Origin of the sequence: Bradyrhizobium sp. HKCCYLS3013, assembly GCF_051167615.1 — a bacterium.
In the GTDB taxonomy this organism is placed as follows: Bacteria; Pseudomonadota; Alphaproteobacteria; order Rhizobiales; family Xanthobacteraceae; genus Bradyrhizobium.
Genome location: NZ_JBNPTK010000012.1, coordinates 68,217 through 87,785, shown reverse-complemented (window position 1 = coordinate 87,785; position 19,569 = coordinate 68,217). Strand labels below are relative to the sequence as shown.

20 protein-coding genes are annotated in these 19,569 nt (G+C 66.8%); 6 read left to right on the top strand and 14 right to left on the bottom strand.

Annotated elements, in window-relative coordinates; genetic code table 11:
* Nucleotides 1-46 precede the first annotated feature (46 nt).
* A complete protein-coding gene (locus ACQR1F_RS21530; protein ID WP_316181207.1) occupies nt 47-358 on the bottom strand; it encodes a PsiF family protein in 312 nt (103 codons plus the stop codon).
* A gap of 190 nt (nt 359-548) precedes the next feature.
* Here ACQR1F_RS21530 and ACQR1F_RS21525 point away from each other — a divergent pair, with 190 nt between their 5' ends.
* The 3 genes from ACQR1F_RS21525 (at nt 549) to ACQR1F_RS21515 (ending at nt 2,697) form a co-directional block, all read left to right on the top strand.
* Entirely contained in the window at nt 549-1,043 is a 495-nt protein-coding gene (locus ACQR1F_RS21525) for a hypothetical protein (protein WP_315804556.1), read from the top strand.
* Nucleotides 1,044-1,243: 200 nt separating this feature from the next.
* A complete protein-coding gene (locus tag ACQR1F_RS21520; RefSeq protein WP_316218004.1) occupies nt 1,244-2,029 on the top strand; it encodes a sulfite exporter TauE/SafE family protein in 786 nt (261 codons plus the stop codon).
* Nucleotides 2,030-2,034: 5 nt separating this feature from the next.
* A complete protein-coding gene (locus tag ACQR1F_RS21515; RefSeq protein ID WP_316218003.1) occupies nt 2,035-2,697 on the top strand; it encodes a DsbA family protein in 663 nt (220 codons plus the stop codon).
* 75 nt (nt 2,698-2,772) lie between these two features.
* Here ACQR1F_RS21515 and ACQR1F_RS21510 read toward each other — a convergent pair whose 3' ends face one another.
* From ACQR1F_RS21510 to ACQR1F_RS21495, 4 genes are all read right to left on the bottom strand, one after another.
* Nucleotides 2,773-2,979, bottom strand: a complete 207-nt coding sequence (locus ACQR1F_RS21510) for a hypothetical protein (protein WP_315804553.1) — start codon at nt 2,977-2,979, stop codon at nt 2,773-2,775.
* A 91-nt stretch (nt 2,980-3,070) separates the two neighbouring features.
* Nucleotides 3,071-3,892, bottom strand: a complete 822-nt coding sequence (locus tag ACQR1F_RS21505; protein WP_434913820.1) for a hypothetical protein — start codon at nt 3,890-3,892, stop codon at nt 3,071-3,073.
* Between the two features lie 4 nt (nt 3,893-3,896).
* Nucleotides 3,897-5,261: a hypothetical protein gene (locus ACQR1F_RS21500; protein WP_434887557.1), complete on the bottom strand. Its 1,365-nt coding sequence runs from the start codon at nt 5,259-5,261 to the stop codon at nt 3,897-3,899.
* A 138-nt stretch (nt 5,262-5,399) separates the two neighbouring features.
* On the bottom strand, nt 5,400-6,467 hold the full coding sequence (locus ACQR1F_RS21495; protein WP_434913819.1) for a phospholipase: 1,068 nt from the start codon (nt 6,465-6,467) through the stop codon (nt 5,400-5,402).
* Between the two features lie 352 nt (nt 6,468-6,819).
* Between ACQR1F_RS21495 and ACQR1F_RS21490 the strand changes: the two genes are divergently transcribed.
* Nucleotides 6,820-8,751, top strand: a complete 1,932-nt coding sequence (locus tag ACQR1F_RS21490) for a calcium-binding protein (RefSeq protein WP_434913818.1) — start codon at nt 6,820-6,822, stop codon at nt 8,749-8,751.
* 19 nt (nt 8,752-8,770) lie between these two features.
* On the opposite strand, the gene ACQR1F_RS21485 is transcribed toward ACQR1F_RS21490, so the two are convergent.
* The 6 genes from ACQR1F_RS21485 to ACQR1F_RS21460 form a co-directional block, all read right to left on the bottom strand.
* Nucleotides 8,771-9,742: a S1C family serine protease gene (locus ACQR1F_RS21485; protein ID WP_315804549.1), complete on the bottom strand. Its 972-nt coding sequence runs from the start codon at nt 9,740-9,742 to the stop codon at nt 8,771-8,773.
* Nucleotides 9,743-9,900: 158 nt separating this feature from the next.
* Nucleotides 9,901-10,206 (bottom strand): hypothetical protein, encoded by a 306-nt coding sequence (locus tag ACQR1F_RS21480; protein ID WP_315804548.1) that lies wholly within the window; start codon nt 10,204-10,206, stop codon nt 9,901-9,903.
* Nucleotides 10,190-11,293: a hypothetical protein gene (locus tag ACQR1F_RS21475; RefSeq protein WP_316181214.1), complete on the bottom strand. Its 1,104-nt coding sequence runs from the start codon at nt 11,291-11,293 to the stop codon at nt 10,190-10,192. The genes ACQR1F_RS21480 and ACQR1F_RS21475 overlap by 17 nt, the downstream gene beginning before the upstream one ends.
* Complete coding sequence (locus ACQR1F_RS21470; RefSeq protein WP_315804546.1) at nt 11,290-11,733, bottom strand: DUF4383 domain-containing protein; 444 nt, start codon at nt 11,731-11,733, stop codon at nt 11,290-11,292. The genes ACQR1F_RS21475 and ACQR1F_RS21470 overlap by 4 nt, the downstream gene beginning before the upstream one ends.
* Nucleotides 11,730-13,175 (bottom strand): FAD-binding oxidoreductase, encoded by a 1,446-nt coding sequence (locus ACQR1F_RS21465; RefSeq protein ID WP_315804545.1) that lies wholly within the window; start codon nt 13,173-13,175, stop codon nt 11,730-11,732. Before ACQR1F_RS21465 ends, ACQR1F_RS21470 begins: the two co-directional genes overlap by 4 nt.
* Nucleotides 13,176-13,244: 69 nt before the next feature.
* Entirely contained in the window at nt 13,245-14,762 is a 1,518-nt protein-coding gene (locus ACQR1F_RS21460) for an AMP-binding protein (RefSeq protein ID WP_434913817.1), read from the bottom strand.
* Nucleotides 14,763-15,117: 355 nt separating this feature from the next.
* On the opposite strand from ACQR1F_RS21460, the gene ACQR1F_RS21455 reads away from it, so the two are divergent.
* Nucleotides 15,118-15,522 carry a four-helix bundle copper-binding protein gene (locus ACQR1F_RS21455; protein ID WP_315804543.1) on the top strand — a complete coding sequence of 135 codons (405 nt, stop codon included), beginning with the start codon at nt 15,118-15,120 and terminating at the stop codon, nt 15,520-15,522.
* A gap of 138 nt (nt 15,523-15,660) precedes the next feature.
* On the opposite strand, the gene ACQR1F_RS21450 is transcribed toward ACQR1F_RS21455, so the two are convergent.
* Together ACQR1F_RS21450 and ACQR1F_RS21445 are read right to left on the bottom strand one after the other, a co-directional pair.
* A complete protein-coding gene (locus ACQR1F_RS21450; protein WP_315736183.1) occupies nt 15,661-15,831 on the bottom strand; it encodes a Flp family type IVb pilin in 171 nt (56 codons plus the stop codon).
* Nucleotides 15,832-15,991: 160 nt separating this feature from the next.
* Complete coding sequence (locus ACQR1F_RS21445; RefSeq protein ID WP_434913816.1) at nt 15,992-17,539, bottom strand: winged helix-turn-helix domain-containing protein; 1,548 nt, start codon at nt 17,537-17,539, stop codon at nt 15,992-15,994.
* 146 nt (nt 17,540-17,685) lie between these two features.
* Between ACQR1F_RS21445 and ACQR1F_RS21440 the strand changes: the two genes are divergently transcribed.
* A complete protein-coding gene (locus tag ACQR1F_RS21440) occupies nt 17,686-18,735 on the top strand; it encodes an alpha/beta fold hydrolase (RefSeq protein ID WP_434913815.1) in 1,050 nt (349 codons plus the stop codon).
* 11 nt (nt 18,736-18,746) lie between these two features.
* Here the strand turns inward: ACQR1F_RS21440 and ACQR1F_RS21435 are convergent, their stop codons facing one another.
* A complete protein-coding gene (locus tag ACQR1F_RS21435; protein WP_434913814.1) occupies nt 18,747-19,319 on the bottom strand; it encodes a GNAT family N-acetyltransferase in 573 nt (190 codons plus the stop codon).
* Nucleotides 19,320-19,569 lie beyond the last annotated feature (250 nt).

The following is a 19,569-nucleotide window of genomic DNA, read 5'->3' as shown; positions in this document are numbered from 1 at the left end:
CCGCCGTTGCGCAGGCGCCATGCGCGCTTGCGTCCGCGGGCGCTGGTCATTTCGGCTTGTCCGGCGTCGGCAAGGGAGCGGGCGCGGGTGTGGTCGCGGCGGCGGCCGCCGCCTTGTCGCGCTTGCAGGCCGAGCGGAATTTGCCGCGTGCCTTGCCCTTCAGCCCCTGCTCGTCGGCCTCCTTGGAGCAGGCGATGGAAATCGTCCGGCGCGCAGCCTTGTCCAGGGTGGCGAACTTGTCGGTGGCGGCATCGGGCCGCGCCGGCAGCGTCAATCCGGGTTGCGCGCGGGCGGGGCCCGCGGCCGACAGGGTGGCCATTGCGATGGCCGCAATCGCCGCCCGGGCAGTTACTCTCATGCTGAAGTCCTCGAACGAAAGGCATGGTGCGATGTCCGGCGATGCTGAACCCGCAGTGAATGGAATGAGCCGGATCGCCGCGCGAGGCAAATTATATTTTCGCGCGGCCACGCTCCCGCCTGCTTTGTCGGTCGCAGGCGTCTCGCTAGAATTACCGTCCCATTCAACATGCTCCACAGGGAGATCTGGGATGAGTTTTCACGCAAAATCATTGGTTGCTTCATCACTCGCCACGCTGGCCGTGATCGGCCTCGCGACGTTCGCCGCGGCGCCGGCGCAGGCGCTCACCGCGCAGGAATGCAGCGCCAAGTACAAGCAGGCGAAGGAGGCCGGCACGCTGGGCGGCCAGAAGTGGAACGACTTCCGCAAGGCCCAGTGCGGCAGCGATGCCACCGCGGCCGCGGCACCGGCGGCTCCGGCCGCACCCGCGGCCGAGGCCAAGCCGGCCAAGGAGGCGAAATCCGACGCCAAGGAGGCCGCTCCCGCGCCGACCGGTCCCGCCGTGTTCCCCAACGCGGTGGACCCGAAATACGCCAAGGAGAAGCCCGGCAAGGCGCGGCTGCAGACCTGCGTCGATCAGTACAATGCCAACAAGGCGACCAACGCCAATGGCGGCCTGAAGTGGATCCAGAAGGGCGGCGGCTACTACAGCGAATGCACCAAGAAGCTGAAGGGCGCTGCCTGATCCGGATTGACGTGACGTTGCCGGCGGGCCGGGGGCATCATGCGGCCGGCCGCCGCTCTCGACGCCATGCATCGCCGCGAGACCGCCGGCCAGACCGGGCTCAACGCCGGTCGCGCGGCGGTCTCGCCGGTGGCGGGGCATTACTGCTCCGGTGATTTTGGGGCTTGCCTTCCGGTGCGGGAAATGACCCTGCTCTCGCCATGATCTCTGCTGTCCAAGGTATGCTCGGCCTGGTTTGCGGCGCGATGGTCGGGTTCTCGCTCGGCCTCGTCGGCGGCGGCGGCTCGGTGCTGGCGGTGCCGCTGATGGTCTATGTCGTCGGCGTGCCCGAGCCGCACATCGCGATCGGCTCGAGCGCGATCGCGGTCGCGACCAACGCTGCCATCAATCTCGCCAATCATGCGCGCGGCGGCACCGTGATCTGGCCGATCGCGGCGCTGTTCGCAACGGCGGGAATCGTCGGCGCCTTCACCGGCTCGCTGCTCGGCAAGATGGTCGACGGCCAGAAGCTGCTGGCGCTGTTCGCGCTGGTGATGATGGTCATCGCCATGCTGATGCTGAAGACGCGCGCCCGCATCGGCACCCCCGATGTGAAGATGAGCATGGCCAACATCCCGGCGATCGTCGGCTTCGGTCTCGCCACCGGCACGCTGTCCGGCTTCTTCGGCATCGGCGGCGGCTTCCTGATCGTGCCGGCGCTGATGGCTGCGACGGGGATGCCGATCATGAATGCGGTCAGCTCGTCGCTGGTCGCGGTGACGACCTTCGGGCTTACCACCGCGGCGAGCTATGCGTGGTCAGGGCTCGTCGCCTGGGATCTCGCCGGACTGTTCATCGCCGGCGGGATCGCCGGAGGTCTTGCCGGCACGCGCCTGGCGCGCCATCTCTCCGAACGGCGCGGCGCATTGAACGTGGTGTTTTCGGTCGTGATCGCGGTGGTGGCGCTGTACATGCTGACGCGCAGCCTGCTGCATATCTGGAGCTGACCTCAATGAAGCGCGTCCCCTCGACTGCGATCATCTCCGCCAGCAGCCGGCGTGACGTGTTGACGCTTCTTGGCGCAACCGCGGCGCTGTCCTTGTGGCCCCGCGACAGTCGCGCCGAGGATGCCGATGAGCCCGACGAGGGCGCGGTGCTGCGCGATCCCGATGCGCCGGTGCTCGGCAATGCCGCGGGCGACATCACGATCGTCGAATGGTTCGACTACAATTGCCCGTATTGCCGCAAGCTCGATCCCGAGCTGCAGCAGGTCATCCATGATGATGGCAAGGTGCGCTGGGTTCTCAAGGAGTGGCCGATCCTCGGGCCAACTTCGGTGGTTGCGGCGCGGATGGCGCTGGCCTGCAAATATCAGGACAAATACGCCAAGGCCCATGACGCGCTGATCGGCGTCAGTTCGAAGCTCACCGAGCCGCGCATCGACGAGCTGCTCGCTGAAGCCGGCGTTGATATCGACCGCGCCAAGCGCGACCTCGCAGCCAACGCGAAGGCCATCGACGCCATGCTGGCGCGCAACGACAAGCAGGCGCGGGGATTGCGTTTCCGCGGCACGCCGTCCTTCATCGTCGGCAAGTTCAGGGTGCCCGGCGTGCTGACCATGGCGCAGTTCGAGCAGGTCATCGCCGACGCGCGCAAGGCCAAGGCGGCCAAATAAGGCGGCCAACTAGCTGGCAAAGCAAAGGCGCCTCGACCGAAGCCGAGGCGCCCTGAAAACGAAGCGTCTTGCGCGTTACTTCGACGAGATGCGAACCCAGTCGTCATGCGCGCGGGTCTTGAGCGAATTCCAGCTGTCCGCCGCGACGTCCCAGTTCACGATGGTCCGGCGCGACTGCGCGCTCGGTCCGTTGGCGACCTCCGAGGTCTGCATCGAATCATGGATGTAGACGCCCAAACCCAGGATGAGGGCCCCCAGGATCATTCCCACGAATGTCCGCATGTCATGTTCTCCAGTGTGACGGCCAACAACGCCGCGGTCGAAACTTGGTTCCGCGCTCGCCGCGGTCCCGGTCCACCGCGATCAGGACATCCTAACTGCGCGATTTTTCAGGCCGCGATTCCGGCGACGAGGTGACGAGATTGAGGGCTTTCATCTCGTCGGGCTTGAACGTGAACAGCTGGTCATGCGGCGTCTCCATCGCATGCACCCAGACCTTCAGATCGATGCCCATCGCGGCGAGGTGGCGCTGGCATCGCGCCGAGATGTTCTGCGCAAGGCTCATGTCGTCGCCGGACCTCACGGTGGTCCCGGACGTGGGGACTGCGGCGATCTGATGCACGCCGATGATCGCCCGCTCGCCGGCCCGGCGCTCGACACCGCCGGCGAACACCAGCGGGCACGACGACGCGCAATATTTTCCCGCCTCCACTTCGGTCGCGAATTTCCGCGCGCGGATCAGTCGCCCCATCGCCAGCGCGTCGGCGACGGAGCCGCCTGGCGAGTTCAGCACGACCGTCTTGATATATTCGCCGTGGCGTTCGACTGCGTCCGCGAAGCTGCGTGCGCTGCCGGGCGTGATCGTGCCGGTCGCGAACAGCCGGCCGCCGCTGCGCAGCTCGAACTGAACAGGCTGCTGCAAGGCACGATCGCCCTGGGGCAGCGGCATCAGCCGCTTCATCAGGGGCGCCAGCACCGATGGTGATTCGGCCGGCATGTCTGGCGCGTCGCGCCGAATGTCGAGCTGAGTCGGGGCTGCATCCGATGGCACCTGCGGAGCATTCAGCTCGAGCAGATCCGCCGCGAGAACTGCGACGGTGACGACGAGGATGCTGCGGAAGACCCAACGCAGAATGCTCTCATCGGGATTGTCCGCGAGCCAGGCATGGACGCATCGGTTCAGCGCCGAAGCCACGGGACTACTTCCCAAGCCGAGCCGACGACAGCGACGTCACGTTCTCATCCACCGCGGCCGGCGCCGGCTCGATGGCTGGCGCGGAAGGCTGCTCAGCAGGCGTTTCGGCAGGCCGTCGCTCGGCCGCCCGCCTGGCATCCTCGACCTCGCGCGCAATCTGCAATGCGGTGACGAGATCGCTGGCCGTCAGGCTGGAGGCGCTCACGGCGGGCAGGCCCTCACGGCGGATGGCGGCATGGACGACGCAGAGGATCAGCACCAGCACCGCCGGCATCAGGTCGATCGAGATCGCGCCCGCCCAGCTCGGGATGAAGTCGCCGGCGTAGCGCAGCACGGCTTCGGCGGGCGACAGCGTCTGGAACCGGGTCGGCTCGATCCGCGGCAGCGCCAGGATCTTGTCGGCGGCGTCGGCGAGCGAGGCGGCCTGCGTGGCGATCGCGCCCTCCACCTTGCCGACGACGGCGGTCTGGCGCTCGGCCAGGTCGCCGCTGCGTCCGCCCGGGGCAGGCGCGATGAATCCGGCCGACAGCGACGTCGCGGCGCGCTTCACCGCAGGGGCCACCGAGGTCTGCTGCAGATTGGCGATCACGCCCATCAGGTTGAGCGACTCCGTGGCGAAGGCATCGCTGCGCGTTGCGATCGGGCCGCGGTCGGAGATCAGCTCGCGCATCCTGGTGAGGCTCTTGCCGCCCTGCTCATAGAGAGCGGAGACGCGCTTGCCCGACTCCTGGACCTGCTGGCCCAGTCCGTCGAGCTGCGTCGACATCTGCGCGAGAAGCTGGACCACGGTGCCCGATCCGGAGGTGCCGGTGAGCGAGCCCGCGCGTTCGGCGTCCGCCAGCTTGGCGAAGCGGGAGGAGGCGAGCTGGATGTCCGGCAGCAGGCTTTGCGCAGCGATGGCCTGGCTGTTGGCCCGGTCGAGGTCGCGCGTGTAGTTCTGCACGGTGATCGCAAGATGCTGCTGGATTGCGGCGGCGCCGGCCAGCGCCGAGGCATTCAGCCAGGACGACATCGCGACGATCATCAGCGAGCCCAGCAACATGCAGCCGGCCATCATCAAGCGCCCGATCGTGCTGGTGACGTGCGGCATGAACTGCATCATGAACACCCAGAAGGCGTAGATGCCGACCGAGACCGCGACCGAGTAGATGACCGCCGCAAAGAACACCGTGGTCGGACTGCCGTTGAGCAATTCGCGGACGCCGAGATAGGTGTAGACGCCGGCGGCTAGCGCCAGGATCGCGGTCGTGAGCTTCAGCGTCACTTCGAGACGGCTGACGCCATTGGCGAGCACGACGGAGGTGGAGGAGCGGGCGGAGGAGACTTGCGCGACGGACGCAGGAGACGAGGGCATCAGCGGCGAGGGCATGAGCGGACCTTCGGCGGCCTCATGGCCGCCCGTATGCAGCGCCCCCGCTGTATGGCCGAGCAGAACCAGTGCGGACAAAATCCGCCGACATTGTGTCGGCGGCATTACCGATCAGCCATGTCGTCGGGAGACGCTGGCTCAGCGCATCAGCCAGCGCAGCAGCTCGACATTAGCCTCGCGCGGATAGCAATGGCTGAGATCATCGATCTCGCGATAGGCGACATCGGCGCCCGCCTTGGCCAGGGCGTCGGCGGTATGCCGCGCGATCTCGACCGGGAACATCCAGTCGAGCTGGCCGTGCACGATCTGGATCGGCAGCCCGCGCAGACGGTCGCGGTCGGCGATCTCAGCCATCAGCGGATGGAACGTCGCGGCCACCGGCGCAAGGTGCGTGAACGGCGAGCCTGCGGCCAGTCCGCTGACGTAGCAGAACGTGCCGCCGTCGCTCATCCCGGTCAGCAGCATGCGGGTGGGATCGATCGCGACGCGGCTGCGGACGAGGTCGAGAATGCGCAGCAGGTTCGGCGTATCGGCGTCTTCGCCCATCAGTGCCCAGGTCGGTCCGGCCGCGGTGGGGGCAACCAGGATGGCGCCGAGGCTGCGCGCGGCGCGCAGCCAGCTCCAGAGGAAGTCGCGGCCGTTGCCGCTGCCGCCATGCAGCGCCATGACCAGCGGCCAGGGCCGGTCCGCCGTGTAGTATTCCGGCACATACAGCGAAAAGCCGCCGCGATTGCCGATCTCGTTATGGTCGTGAAACACGGCGTCCTTGCCTGCAGAGGACGTGGCCAGCAACCGGCGCAGCCCGTCGTCGCCGTCGACGGCGGGATCGAGGAAGAATTCGCTCAGCGGCGGCAGCGTCGCGGCGAGCGGAAACAGCGCCTCGAGTGCGCGCGGCAATTGACGCAGGGCCCTGAACACGTCGACCAGGTCGCCCTCGCCGCGCTGAACGGCGCGCAGGCCGGCAAACGACATCAGCGCGGCGTCCGCTGCGGTGTCGAAAGCGATACGGATATGGGCGAAGTCCGCCGGCCACGACGTGAGATGAATCCGCGCCGTGTGCAGCGCCTGCTCCGGATCGCCGACATCAGCCATCACGCGATCGAAATCCGGCGGATTCAGGTAGCGCGCGACGTAGGACAGGGCTTCGAGCGTCTGCAGCAGTGGCGGCAACACGATGAGAATGTCATCCACCACGGCATCCGTCATGCAGGTCTCCTTGATACGCGAACCGCGGGTCTGGCCGTCTCGTCTGTTTGCCGGCGAGCGCTGTCATGCAACGCAAAATCGGCCGTCCGGGCAATGACCATTTTCCGAACGCGTGTTCGCTCCGCGAAGCCGCAATCTCGCGATGCGGCTCCCGCAAGTCAACATGGTGCGGACGTTGCCGTCGCGCGTGGCAGGTGAGTCGCGCGCGAATACACGCGCAGACGATAGTTGATTGACAAAATTCGGGCGCGATGTCGCACTTGGTGAGAGCCGACGGCGCAGCGGAGGGTTCCTCATGGATCACCGCCCTGGGTCAAAACTGCCGATCGGTTGCCGAGGGGGGATTCGCATCATGACCAAGTCGCCGTCGGCCGCGTTGATCAACGCGGTGCTCGCCATGGACGTCTACAACAGAGGCGTCAACCCGACGCTCGTGGTCAATTTCAACCGTATCGGGAGCTATGAGCTGGTGGCGGCGAGCGTGACGTCGACCGCCGACAATTTCGAGGCCGCGACCTATCAGCTCGCGGGCGATCCATCGACACGGATCATTTCGTTTCGCGGCACCGACAGTCTCGCCGACGTGCCGTCGTGGCTCGGCGGCGCCGGTCTGGCTGGCTGGCCGACGCAGTTCCCGGATGCGGAGTCCTACTACAAGACATGGGCGACATCGAACGTCTCATTGACCGGACATTCGCTCGGTGGCGGACTTGCCGGCTACATCGCGGCGCTCAACGACAAGGTGGCCTATGCGTATGACGCGATGCCGTTCGAATTCGCGGCGGAAGTCCGCTACGACCAGTTGCACGGCTTCTGGGGCGCGCTGACGTCGCACCCGGTCGACCGCTATTCCGACATTCACATGGTCTCCCTTTCTGGCGAGATCCTGCAATATGTGCGGGCAGCGGCGCCGGTGCTGGAAGCGCCGCTGGCGCTGCTGCAGCTCGGACCGGTCGCCGGCGCGCTCGCCATCGCCCATGCTGCGATCGGCATCTCGTCCGAGCAGAAGACCGTGCTCGGCGCGGGCACAGATCTCGGTCTGGATCCGGTCAGCCTGCACTCGATCGCGCTGCTGACGATGATGCAGTGGGCGAGCGACAACGGTGCCCAGGATTGGAAGAAGGCGGCGGCTGTGCTGCTGGCGCCGCTGGAGGATGACGCGATTGCTTCGGCGGTCGGCATTCCCGCGGCCGGTGTGAGCGGCGAAGGCGCGCCGTCCGACAAGATGAAGGACATGATCGCCTATTCGACCGTCACCGATGCGAGCGGCTACGGCAACAGCGCCGTTCAGGCCCTGTTCAACGGCGGCGGCGTGCTCGGCAACAGCGTCAGCGCCGACACCGCGGCGACCTACCTGAAGAACGGCGGGGTCGAGAAGGCGCTGGCCGAGATTGTGGTGGAATATTCGGCGCTGCTGGCGCAGAACCACGACGAGGTCACGGCGACGCCCGGCGTGATCGGCCATGAGCACGGCATTTTCTATCAGGATACGGCCAACAACCTGCTGGTTGCGGATCTGTCGTCCGACCTGTGGTCGCACACCGACACCGGATCTACGGTGGACATCCTCGGCAAGCTCGCGCTGATCGATGCGGTTGCGAGCTTCGAGGGCGATGACGCCAACCTTATCGACATGGCGATCGGCGTGCTGTGGGGCGGCAAGACCGACAATCTCGACTGGCTCAGCGCGGCGCTGAGCGATGCCGCGACCTCGGTCGCGGTCGATCCGGTGCCCGGCGCGATCATTGCCGCCTCCGACGGTGCGCTGCTGATCGCTGGCGGCGGCAACGACACGCTGGCGGGTACCGCCAATGACGACCTGCTGATCGGCGGCGGCGGCAGCGACGTGCTCAAGGGCGGGGCCGGCGACAACATCCTGGTCGGCGGCGTCGGCGCCACCTACGTCTATGCGCCCGGCGACGGCAACGACGTCATCATCAACGGCGTCGCCTCGCTGCCGAAGCCGACCGGCACGCTCGATTTCGGAACGGCCTACACGGCCGACAATTTCTGGTTCGTCAAATCGGGCAACGATCTCGAGATCGACATTCTCGGCACCCATCAGCAGGTCACCGTCGCCGACTGGTTCCTTGGCGGCTCCTATCAGCTGCAGGAGATCAAGGCCGGCGGTCTCGAGATCGATACCCAGGTGTCGCAGCTCGTGCAGGCGATGGCGACCTACGCCCAGGCGCATCCGGCCTTCGATCCCACGGTAGCATCACAGTTGCCGACGGATGCGCAACTGCACGACCAGATCGCCGCGGCCTGGCACGTCAACGCGTGAACGCAGGCCCGCGGCCGCCTCAGTGCAGCCGCGGCGCCTTGAGCAGCTTGGCGCGGTCGGTCGAGGCGATGGTGACGTCGAAGGTGACGCCCTCATGGTGCACCGTTAGCGGCACGTCGACGCCGGCTGCGCCGAGCGCCCAGAGCTTGCGATAGAACTCGCTCTGGCTCGTCACCTTGTCGCCGTTGATGCCGAGGATCACGTCGCCCGCCTTCAGCTCGGCGCGGGCGGCCGGGCCATTGTCGGAGACGCCGATCACGACGACGCGATCGTCGACCTCGGTCGCGTACATGCCGAGCCAGGGGCGTGCCGGCTTGTTGACGCGACCGAAGCGCCTGAGATCATCGATGATCGGCTTCAGCAGATCGATCGGCACGACCATGTTGACGTGCTCGTCCTTGCTGTCGCGCTCGCGCTCCAACTGGAGCGACCCGATGCCGATCAGCTCGCCCTTGGCCGAGAGCAGGCCGGTGCCGCCCCAATTCGGGTGGGCGGGGTGGGTGAAGATCGCCTCGTCCAGCAGATATTCCCAATAGCCGGCGAATTCCTGCTTGGCGATGATCTGGCTCGCGACCGATCGCGTCCGTCCGCCGGCGCCGCCGAGCACGACGTGATCGCCGACCTTGGTTGCCGCCGACGAGCCGAGCGGCAGCGCGGGCAGGTCGAGCGACCCGAGCGCCTGCACCAGCCCGAAGCCGGTGGTGAAGTCGAAGCCGAGCACATGGCCCTCGACCACGCGTCCGTCATTGGGGTGCAGCCAGACGGATTCGGCCTCGGTGATCAGGTAGCCGATGGTCAGCACCAGCCCGTCGTCGATGACGACGGCATTGCCGGCACGCTCGGTCCCGAGCGTTTCCGCGCTGAAGGCGTCGGACGGAATGATGGCATGCAGGCCCACGATCGAGGACAGGGCTTGATCAAGATCGTATTGATAGTCTTCGGCGCGAGGCTGGAAGGCGGAGGGCACTTTCCATTCGGTCAAAGAAGGCATTTCGTTCTCCTGCTCTGTCGATACGCCCGGATGTATCGACCAAGCTTCTGCTTCGTGTCGCGTGACGGCCACAGCGTGAACGCGAGCTTAACATCTTTGGGCGGCTGCGCCAGTTCCGCGGGCCCCGCGCCGGCGCTGGGAGGAACTGCCCGTGCCGACTACCCGCGGCCGCAGCCCCTGCCGATCAGGGGCCAGACCAGCCACGCGCCGGCAGCATACAGGCTGCCGACAGTCGAGGCTCCGGTTCTGGCCGCGATGTGGAAACGTCCGGCATCGAGCAAGGCTCCATCGGAGGCGACGATCGCCGAGATCATACGGTCGGACGGGCCGAACACGACCACCGCATCCGGCTTGATCACCAGGGCCATGGCAGCCATGCCCGCAAACCAGGCGAGGGCAACGGCCAGCACGCCCTTCAAGGGAAGGGCGCGGGACGGGGGAGGCCGGTCAATAGTCGTAGGCATGCTCGAACGTATATCCCGCGGCTTCGAAACGGCCGATGTCCTGAACCAATGACCGCACCGGTACGTCGACGCCGATGCGGCGGGCACCGGGACGCGACTGGATCGGGACGCTGAATATAGGCAGCCCATCGAAAGCTGCCAGCCGTCCGTCGCCCGGCGGCACCATGATCGTGACCAGGATGCGATGGTTGCCCGCGACCTCGCCGAGCCCGGCGCCGTCATGACGGCCGAGCTCCTTGGCGAAAGCATCGAACTTGGCGTAGCGCTCGGTCTCCACCAGCACGCCCTTCATGCCTTTGGCGTCCGTGACCTCACGGATCACCTTCACGCCCGGCATGACTGCAAGCTCGGCGGCAGGCAGGCCGGTGACGACGCTCTGGATGGCCAGCACGGCCGGATCGTAGCCCGCCGCATAGCCGATGACGGCCGCATAGGCGGCGCGCCCGGCATATTGCAGGCTGAGCGAGACGCGCCGCTCCACGGCGCGGAACGACGGCACGAAGGGCGTCTCGCGCCAGAACTGATCGAGCTTGGCGACGAAGGGATAGCGATACCAGGGGGTCTGATACAGGAATGCCGCGTAATCCTTCAGCAGAGCGAGGTTGAAGACGTCCTCTGCCGTCTTGACGCCGTCCGTGGTCTCCCAGCTGATCGCCCCGATGCTCTTCTCGTAAGCGCCCTGCAACGCCATCTCGGCGGTGAAGCTGAAGCCGATGATGTAGTTCGTCAGCTTCTGCTCCGAGGTGGCGGGACCGGAGCCGGCCGCCTGGCGCGTGGCCCGGCACAGGCTGCGCCAGAAGCCGGAGACGCTCGATAGATAGTGGAAGTCGGACTCCGAGGCCTGCCCGGTCACCGCAGCGAGGTCGGCATAGGCGTGGACGATGTACCATTCAGGAAAGGTCAGGAAGCTGTCACCCTGCGACCTCGCATAGGCGGGATCGGTGATGCCGAAGTCGGAGTTCACCACCGGGGTCGGGACGTCGGCCACGCAGACCGTCTCGACGCTGATCACGGTGGTGGCAATGCCGATCGCCGTGGCTGCCAAGACGACGCCGAGAAGATACAGCGCTTTGCGACGCAGGCTCATGCGACGGCAGCCTGTCTACGCCACGGCGACCAGCCGACCGCGATGCCGATCGCGCCGAGCGCGAGATGCGGCAGGCTGGAGAGGACCTTCACCAGCCACGAGGTGTCGCGGATGCCGTCGATGACGATCGAGAGGTCGAGATAGCCCGAGCCGGTGAAGACGCCCATCACGCCGTCCAGGAAATACAGCGAGCCGAACACGCGCAGGAAGAACACCGCGCTGCGGCGGGTCAGCATCGCCGCCAGCGCCCACAGGCCGGAAACGACATGCAGCGCATCCTTGTAGATGTCGAGCTGGAACAGGCCGAACACGCGGCCCTGCGCATCGATGAAGGCAGGGATGTAGTCGGTCGCGGCCGCGAATAGCAGCGCCACGGCGAGCGCGAGCGCGGCGATGCGATAGCGGTCCAATGCGAAGCCGTCTGCTGCTGATGTATTCATGCGAAATAGGCGTCCCACATCGCGTTGCGGAACAGGAGGTTCGGATCATACTGCCGCTTGGCGGCGACGAAACGCGCGGCCGCCGGATAGGCCTTCTCGACCTGGTCGCGGCGGGCATGCAGACGATAGGGCAGATAGAACGCGCCGCCAATCGCGGTGATGCGGTCGATCAGCGCTTCGGTCGTCCGCAGCATGTCGATCTCGCCTTCGGGCGAGGTCGCCTGCGAGAACGACATGACGGCTGCGATCCGGCGCACCGGCGCGATCGTGAGCGCGGGTGTCTTGTCCTCGGCGACGTAGCGCAGGGTGACGTTGAGGAATTCGGCGCGCGCTTTGGGAATGATCTCGCGGCAGGCGGTGAGGAACTCGCCGAACCGCTCCGGCGCCACGAAATATTCGTGCAGGATGTCGGTGCGGTGCATGTCCTTCTGCGCCAGATTGGCGACCGGCTCGGCCATCAGCGAGTTGCGGGTGTAGCGGCTGTCGGAGATGGCGGGGCCGAGCCGGGTCTCCATGAACCAGCGCAGGCCCTTGGCGACCTCCCATCCGGTCTGGGCGCGATAGATCGTGTTGGCGACGCCGGTGAGCTTGCCGGAGCTCACGGCCGCGGGCAGGGTCGCCGGAGCATCGGGGGCGGGGCGGAAGGTGACGAGCAGGGCGTCGTCGAAGAACGCCTTGCGCGACACTGACATCCGTCCATAGGCCATCTTCACATTGGCGTCGCCATCGATGTTGCGTGTGAACTGCTCGGCGAATTTCTCCGGCGCCATGCGCTCGAAGCGCGGCTCGAGCAGCAGGTTCGGCACCATCTCGACCTCGAGATCGACGATGAGGCCGAACAGGCCATAGCCGCCCATCGCGAGCCCGAACAGCTCGGCATTCTCCGTGCGCGAGCACTGCACCAAGGTGCCGTCGGCGAGCAGCATGCGGATCGATTTCACCGTCGAGCCGAACGGGCCGTACGGCACCGGCCAGCCATGGGCATTGACGCAGAACGTGCTGCCGACGCCGAAATCGCTGTTCGACTGCATCACGGCCGGCGAGAAGCCCTTGGGATCGAGCGCGGCGATCACGTCCCACCAGCGGTTGCCGGCCGCGGTCCGATAGGTCTTTGCCGCCGTGTCGAGCTCGATCGCGCCGCCGTCGAGCGTGATTGCCGTGCCGTCGCGCGGCAGGCTCTGGCCGCCCATCGAATGCCGGGCCACGGCCGCGGTCACCGGACGTTTCGCGGCCGCAGCCTCCTTCAGCTCGGCGCGCAGCCGCGCGATCAGATCGTCGGTGGCGGGCTTGCGGATCACCACATGCTTCGCAACCGGCGTCGGGTTGAGCCGGCTGGCGTCGTTGAGGATGGTGCGCAGCTCGGCCCGCGCCCGCGGCATCCGCGCCAGGGGCAGCGCCGCGGCCGTGGCTGCGGCGCCCAGAAACCGTCGTCTCGACATCATGGCGCGGACTCTCCTTCCCCTGACGGAGTCTACGCCGGCATCGTAAACGTTCGAAAAATTTCCGTGCGGTCAGTCTGCGGCCGGTCGTGCCCGGGTGGGTGCGAGACGGAAGTCGCGGCCATCCTTGATCCATTCCGCGCGCTCGTCGCGCAGCAGGGTGCGGCGCACCTTGCCGGAATCGTCGCGCAGCATGGTGTCGACCAGCTCGTAGCTCTCCGGGTGCTTGTAGCGGCTCAGCCGGTCGGCGAGGAACGCGCTCATGCCGTCGACAATAGCCTGTGCGTTCCTGGCCCGGTCGATCTCGACGATCGCATGCACGCGCTGGCCGAGTTCCGGGTCGGGCAGGCCGACCACGACGCAGGAGCGGATGTCGGGATGCGCCATCAGCGCCGCCTCGACCTCGGCCGGATAGATGTTGGCGCCGCCGCGCAGGATCATGTCGGCGAGGCGGTCGCCGAGATAGAGGTAGCCGTCGGCATCGAGCCGGCCGATGTCGCCGAGCGACTCCCAGCCGTCGGCGCGCCGCTTCGGCTCGGCGCCGAGGTAGTGATAGGTGCTGCCGGCGCCATCGGCCGGCAGGAAGTAGATCTCGCCGCTCTCGCCCGGCGGCACGTCGTTGCCTTGGGGATCGAGGATGCGCAGTTTGCAGGACTCGTCGATCTTGCCGACCGAGCCCTTGTGCTCAAGCCATTCGGTGCCGGAGATGACGGTGCGACCCTGGCGCTCGGTGCCGCCATAGAGCTCGTAGACGCGCTCCGGCCCGAGCCACTCGATCCATTTTTCCTTGAGCCATGGCGGCATCGGCGCGGCCATGTGGAACACCATCTTCAGGCTCGACATGTCGTAGCTGTTGCGGACCGCCTCCAGCAGCGCCCAGATCCGGTGCATCATCGTCGGCACGAAGTTGACCCACTGGATGCGCTGCGCCTGGATCAGCCGCAGCGTCTCCTCGGCATCGAACTTCACCATCCCGGTCAGGCTGCCGCCGGCGAACAGCGCGTAGTGCGACACGATGAACGGCGCGTTGTGATAGAGCGGACCGGGATTGAGCAGCGATGCGCCCCTGGGGATTCCGAGCGGCGGCTCGGCGGCGGTGTCGGTCACCGCCGGCTGGTGATCGAGGATCACCTTCGGTCGTCCGGTCGAGCCACCCGAGGTCATCGCCTTCCAATAGCGCGACACCGGCGCGGCGAGTGGCGCGTCGGAAAAGCCCTCGGGCATGAAATCGGCCGGCAGCGCGTTCGGCGCATTCCAGTCGGCCTCGCCCCCGACGACCAGCGACGGCTTGAGGATCTCGAGCACCGCGGCGGCCTCGCCGCGCGGCAGCCGCCACGACAGCGACGTCGGCGTCGCGCCGCATTTCCACACCGCGAAGCTGGTCTCGAACAGCGCATTGCCGTTGGGCAGGCCGATCGCGACGAAGTCGCCGGGCTTCACGCCCTTGGCCGCGAAGGCGCGCGCGCGCGCGTTGGCGCGGCGCTCGAGCTGCTTCCAGGTCAGCGTATCGGTGCCGTGCCGGACCGCGACGCTATCCCTGGGTTTGCGCTCCGCATACCAGCGCGGCACGTCGGCCATCGGAACCAGCATCCATTCCTCCACATCGTCGGCCGCCTCGCTCGGGTGCCCGTTCTTGGTCTGCGGCTCGGGCCGCCGACGTCAGTGACGAGAGGTGTAGTGCCTCAACCGAACCGGGTCGTCCATACGCGCGCGGCGCCAGGTTTCGGATGGCAGTTCTGCGAAATGGCGCTGATACGCATGAGGCAGGAGTGAAAGGCTGGAAGCCGTGACGCAGGTGGACTGATAATTCCGTCACGCGGATCGTAAGACGGTCGAGGTCGCGCCACGGGGAACAGGTCAGGCATCGCACCGAACGGCGCGGCGATAAGAACCTTTGCAGCCGATCTTCATTGTCGCTCGCGGGGTCCAACGGACAGGAGCTCCCATGCACGCTCAACAGATGATCGAAACCCACCCGCACGTCCGCGGCCGAGTCGACGATGCACTCGTCCGCTGCATCGAGGAGTGCTACTCCTGCGCACAGATCTGCACCTCCTGCGCCGACGCCTGTCTCGGCGAGGACAGCGTCGCCAGGCTGACGCAATGCATCCGGCTCAATCTCGATTGCGCCGACGTCTGCAACGTCACCGGCCGGCTTGCCACGCGGCGTACGGGCTCCGACCAGGAGATGATCAGTCGCATGCTCGAGGCCTGCGCGGCGGCTTGCCGGCGATGTGCCGAGGAGTGCGAGAAGCACGCCAAGATGCATGCCCATTGCCGGATCTGCGCCGAGTCCTGCCGTCGCTGCATGAACGCCTGCGAGGAGGCGGGACGCAGCACGACGCACTGAGAGGCCAGTTGCGGCGCTGCTCCATCGAAGAATGGAGGCCCATTAAAAAGACAAAGGCCGGGCGCGAGGCCCGGCCAGTCCGACCATGGCGACCGGATTGCTCCAGTCCTGAGAACGCCATCGCAGACAATCGATCGGTCAGCCGCCGTTCAGCTTCGTGGTCAGGGTCGTGAAGATGCCTTCCAGGGTGAGTCCGAGCTTGTTGAGTATGGTGATGATCGCAAGGGCGATGCCGGCCGCAATCAGGCCGTACTCGATCGCGGTTGCGCCCGATTCATCCTCGTAAAATTTGAGAAGCAATTTCCTCATTAATTCCCTCCGCCGTCCAACGACAGGACCGCCGGACGATGTCCGCGAAACTACGGAATGGAACCTAAGGTAGTATGAACGAGGTCGAGCCAAGTTTCGCAGCTGTGCCGTTCATGTCGAAAATTCCAGTTGCAACATGGTCCACTGCACGCGAACGGGATCATGGCGGCACACCGGCTGCGCGCAGCGCCTCCGCATAGGTTGTGGCGAGCGTCCCGGCCGGAAATGGGATCCGTTCGAGGAACTCGGACACCGTGAGATGCGGTTCGAGGCTCAGAAGCTGACGGGCGACGTCGCCGGCGCGCGCCATCTCTCCGTTCCTGACCAGGGCGACGATCAGGACGCGAAGCGCGACGGCGAAACGCCGGTTCTGCGCCAGCGCGATCTCCGCCCATTGAATGGCGGCAGCGCGATCGTCCTCCGCCACCGCGCAGATCGCCAGCGCTCCGGCTGCGAACCATCCCCGCGGATCGCGCGGGTTCAGCCGCCGCGCCCGTTCGATCATCGCGCGTCCCGCAGCCGTGTGTCCGGCCATGATCTCGATCCAACCGCTCAAGGTCAGCGCCATCGCCGAGTTCGGGTTGATCACAAGCGAGCGGCGGAACAGCTCTCGTGCCGGGGCGATGTCCTCGGCCATGTTCCAGATCGCGAAGGCCGCCATCCACAGCACCTGCGCGTCACTGGGCGCATGCTCGCACGCCTGCCACGCCCGCGCCACGGCAGCCGTGCGATAGTTCTCGTCCGGCACGCTCCAGCCCTGGAAGTGGCGCAGCGCCTGGCAATAGGCCCAAGCCGCCATCGCGGGTGCGCAGGCGGGATCGATCGCCAACGCCTGGTCCAGACAGACGATCGCCGCAGCGAGGCTGTCGGGCGTGAAGGCGTCACGCAGGCTGGCGGCGCGCAGCAGCAGGTCGTAGGCGTCGGGATGCAGCGGCGGCGTCGCCCGCCGCCGCTCGCCTTCCGCCAGTTCGAGCGTCGGTTCGATCGCGGCCACGATGCTTTCGGTGATGCGGTCCTGCAGCGCGAACACGTCGTCCAGCTGACCGTCGAAGCGCTCCGCCCATAGATGCGCGCCGGACGCCGCATCGATCAGCTGCCCGTTGATGCGCAGGCGGGACCCTGCGCGGCGCACGCTGCCTTCGAGAACGTAGCCGACGCCGAGCTCGCGTCCGACCGCCCGAATATCGACGGCCTTGCCCTTGTATATGAAGGAGGAGTTGCGGGCGATCACGGCGAGGCCGCTGCAGCGGGACAGCGCGGTGATGATGTCCTCGGCCATGCCATCGGCGAAATAGTCCTGCTCCGGATCGACGCTCATGTTGGTGAACGGCAGCACGGCGATGGCGGGGCCGTCGAACGCGGGCGCGGCCGACACCGCCGGCGTCTGCACCGCTTCGGCCTGCTCACGGACCTCGCCGACGAAGCGGACACCCTTGCGAGGAATGGTGCGGATGAGGCGCTGCGCCTCGCCGCTGTCGCCGATCGCGCTCCGCGCCGCGCTGATGCGGCTCGCCAGCGTCGCCTCGGAGACGATGCGGCCGCCCCACACCTCGGCGAGGATGTCGTCTCGGCTGACAACGCGGTCCCGCGTCTTGATCAGGAACGCGAGCAGGTCGAACACCTGCGGTTCCATCGCGACCAGGCCGCCGCCGCGGCGCAGCTCGCGGCGGTCGGGATCGAGCACGAAATCGTCGAAGCAATATACCACATGCACCGTCCTGGCCGCCGGCTTCACCTTCGCGTCACGCGATCAGCAAAATCAAGCCGGCCTCAAGGAAAAATCAATGCCTCCTCCAAGCGCCGCGCGGGCGCAAGGCGCACAACAACGGCACATCGGAACCAGGAGCCTCCGCCATGCCGACCGTTCTTCGCCCCAGCCGCCGCTGCTTCCTCACCCTTGCCGGAACCGCCGTTGCGGCCCTTCAACTCGGCTCCAGCGCTGGGCAGGCGCAGGGCTTCAAGTCGGCGTCGAAGCTGCCGGAGATCCGCCCGGGGGCGGGGACGTCGCTCGGACCGATCAAGCAGGTCACGGCCGGCGAGGTCAGCATCGGCTATGTCGAGACAGGTCCAGCCGATGGGCCCGTAATCATCCTGCTGCACGGCTGGCCGTACGACATCCACAGCTTCGCCGACGTCGCGCCGGCGCTGGCCGCGTTCGGCCATCGCGTCATCATTCCGCATCTGCGCGGCTACAGCACGACGCGGCTGCTGTCGCCGTCCGCGTTGCGCAGCGGCCAGCCGGTCGCCGTCGCCGCCGACATCGTCGCGCTGATGGACGCGCTTGCGATCAGGATCGCAACCCTCGCCGGCTACGACTGGGGCGCGCGCACCGCCAACATCATCGCGGCGCTGTGGCCGGAGCGGTGCAAGGCGATGGTCTCGGTCAGCGGCTATCTGATCGGCAGCCAGCAGGCCGGCCGCATGCCGCTGCCGCCGGCCGCCGAGCTGCAATGGTGGTATCAGTTCTACTTCGCGACCGAGCGCGGCCGCGAGGGCTACGACAAGAACCGGCGCGACTTCGCCAGGCTGATCTGGCAGACGGCCTCGCCGAAATGGACGTTCGACGACGCCACGTTCGCGCGCAGCGCCGCCGCCTTCGACAATCCCGATCACGTCGACATCGTCGTGCACAATTATCGCTGGCGGCTCGGCCTCGCGCAGGGCGAGGCGAAATACGATGCGCTGGAGGCGAAGCTCGCGACCTTTCCTGACATCAGCGTCCCCACCATCACGATGGAGGGCGATGCCAACGGCGCGCCGCATCCGGCGCCAGAAGCCTATGCCAGGAAGTTCACCGGCCGCTACGAACACCGGCTGATCACTGGCGGCATCGGCCACAACCTGCCGCAGGAGGCGCCGCAGGCGTTTGCGCAGGCGGTGCTTGACGTGACGGCGAGCGCGTAGCGCCGACGATCTCAGGCGGGAGCGCGTTGCTTTTCTTGGCGTTGCAGCCACGTCTCGCGCCGCACGATCCATTGCTCGGAGCGGGTCTCGCCATTGTGGTGCGCGACCTCGATGAAGCCGACGAACTCGGCGCCCGTCTTCTGCTTGACCCGCCGTGACGCGATGTTGCTCGCGACGTTGCAGACGGTGAACTGATCGAGGCCGAGCGGACCGAAGGCGAAGTCGTTCACGGCGGCGACCGCCTCGCTCATCATCCCGCGATTCCAATAGGGCTCGGCGAGCCAGAAGCCGCGATGGCCCTTCGTCGATTCCATGCGCGGCCGGAAGTGAATGTTGCCGATGGCCTCGCCGTCACCGTCGCGCAGCGCCAGCACCCATTGATACAGCTCCTCGCCGGCCGCGATCCTGTCGAGCTGCAGCCTCACGAAGGTCTCGGCGCCGTCGGGAGGATAGGGCCACGGAACGACGGCTGCGAGGTTGCGGATGACGTTCCAGTTGTCGAACCCACGCTGGATCGCCGGCGCATCGGCGAGCGACAGCGGCCGCAGGATCAGACGGGCGGTCTGCAACGTGGGCGAGAGCATGACGCCATGTTGTCGTTTACCAAGCTCGTCCGCAAGCCGGGGTTGCTCCGCCGCCCGACCCGCATGTCACTGATAATGCGCATCGGGCGTCGCCATTAAGGTTGCCAGGAACTTTCACGCCCGTGCTGGAGCCCGATACTTCCACAACGTTGCATTGCAGTGCATGAATTCGGGCACACGCAACCTGCGCGACTGCAGCGTGCGTACAACCGTCGCAGGAAACTGTGCCGGCTCGGGCTCAGGGTTGCGC

Excerpts from the sequence above, each read along its gene's own strand:
- ACQR1F_RS21530 (WP_316181207.1), bottom strand. The coding sequence starts at position 358 with ATGAGAGTAACTGCCCGGGCGGCGATTGCGGCCATCGCAATGGCCACC.
- ACQR1F_RS21525 (WP_315804556.1), top strand. The coding sequence starts at position 549 with ATGAGTTTTCACGCAAAATCATTGGTTGCTTCATCACTCGCCACGCTG.
- ACQR1F_RS21520 (WP_316218004.1), top strand. The coding sequence starts at position 1,244 with ATGATCTCTGCTGTCCAAGGTATGCTCGGCCTGGTTTGCGGCGCGATG.
- ACQR1F_RS21515 (WP_316218003.1), top strand. The coding sequence starts at position 2,035 with ATGAAGCGCGTCCCCTCGACTGCGATCATCTCCGCCAGCAGCCGGCGT.
- ACQR1F_RS21510 (WP_315804553.1), bottom strand. The coding sequence starts at position 2,979 with ATGCGGACATTCGTGGGAATGATCCTGGGGGCCCTCATCCTGGGTTTG.
- ACQR1F_RS21500 (WP_434887557.1), bottom strand. The coding sequence starts at position 5,261 with ATGCCCTCGCCGCTGATGCCCTCGTCTCCTGCGTCCGTCGCGCAAGTC.
- ACQR1F_RS21495 (WP_434913819.1), bottom strand. The coding sequence starts at position 6,467 with ATGACGGATGCCGTGGTGGATGACATTCTCATCGTGTTGCCGCCACTG.
- ACQR1F_RS21490 (WP_434913818.1), top strand. The coding sequence starts at position 6,820 with ATGACCAAGTCGCCGTCGGCCGCGTTGATCAACGCGGTGCTCGCCATG.
- ACQR1F_RS21485 (WP_315804549.1), bottom strand. The coding sequence starts at position 9,742 with ATGCCTTCTTTGACCGAATGGAAAGTGCCCTCCGCCTTCCAGCCTCGC.
- ACQR1F_RS21480 (WP_315804548.1), bottom strand. The coding sequence starts at position 10,206 with ATGCCTACGACTATTGACCGGCCTCCCCCGTCCCGCGCCCTTCCCTTG.
- ACQR1F_RS21475 (WP_316181214.1), bottom strand. The coding sequence starts at position 11,293 with ATGAGCCTGCGTCGCAAAGCGCTGTATCTTCTCGGCGTCGTCTTGGCA.
- ACQR1F_RS21470 (WP_315804546.1), bottom strand. The coding sequence starts at position 11,733 with ATGAATACATCAGCAGCAGACGGCTTCGCATTGGACCGCTATCGCATC.
- ACQR1F_RS21465 (WP_315804545.1), bottom strand. The coding sequence starts at position 13,175 with ATGATGTCGAGACGACGGTTTCTGGGCGCCGCAGCCACGGCCGCGGCG.
- ACQR1F_RS21460 (WP_434913817.1), bottom strand. The coding sequence starts at position 14,762 with ATGCTGGTTCCGATGGCCGACGTGCCGCGCTGGTATGCGGAGCGCAAA.
- ACQR1F_RS21455 (WP_315804543.1), top strand. The coding sequence starts at position 15,118 with ATGCACGCTCAACAGATGATCGAAACCCACCCGCACGTCCGCGGCCGA.
- ACQR1F_RS21450 (WP_315736183.1), bottom strand. The coding sequence starts at position 15,831 with ATGAGGAAATTGCTTCTCAAATTTTACGAGGATGAATCGGGCGCAACC.
- ACQR1F_RS21440 (WP_434913815.1), top strand. The coding sequence starts at position 17,686 with ATGCCGACCGTTCTTCGCCCCAGCCGCCGCTGCTTCCTCACCCTTGCC.
- ACQR1F_RS21435 (WP_434913814.1), bottom strand. The coding sequence starts at position 19,319 with ATGCTCTCGCCCACGTTGCAGACCGCCCGTCTGATCCTGCGGCCGCTG.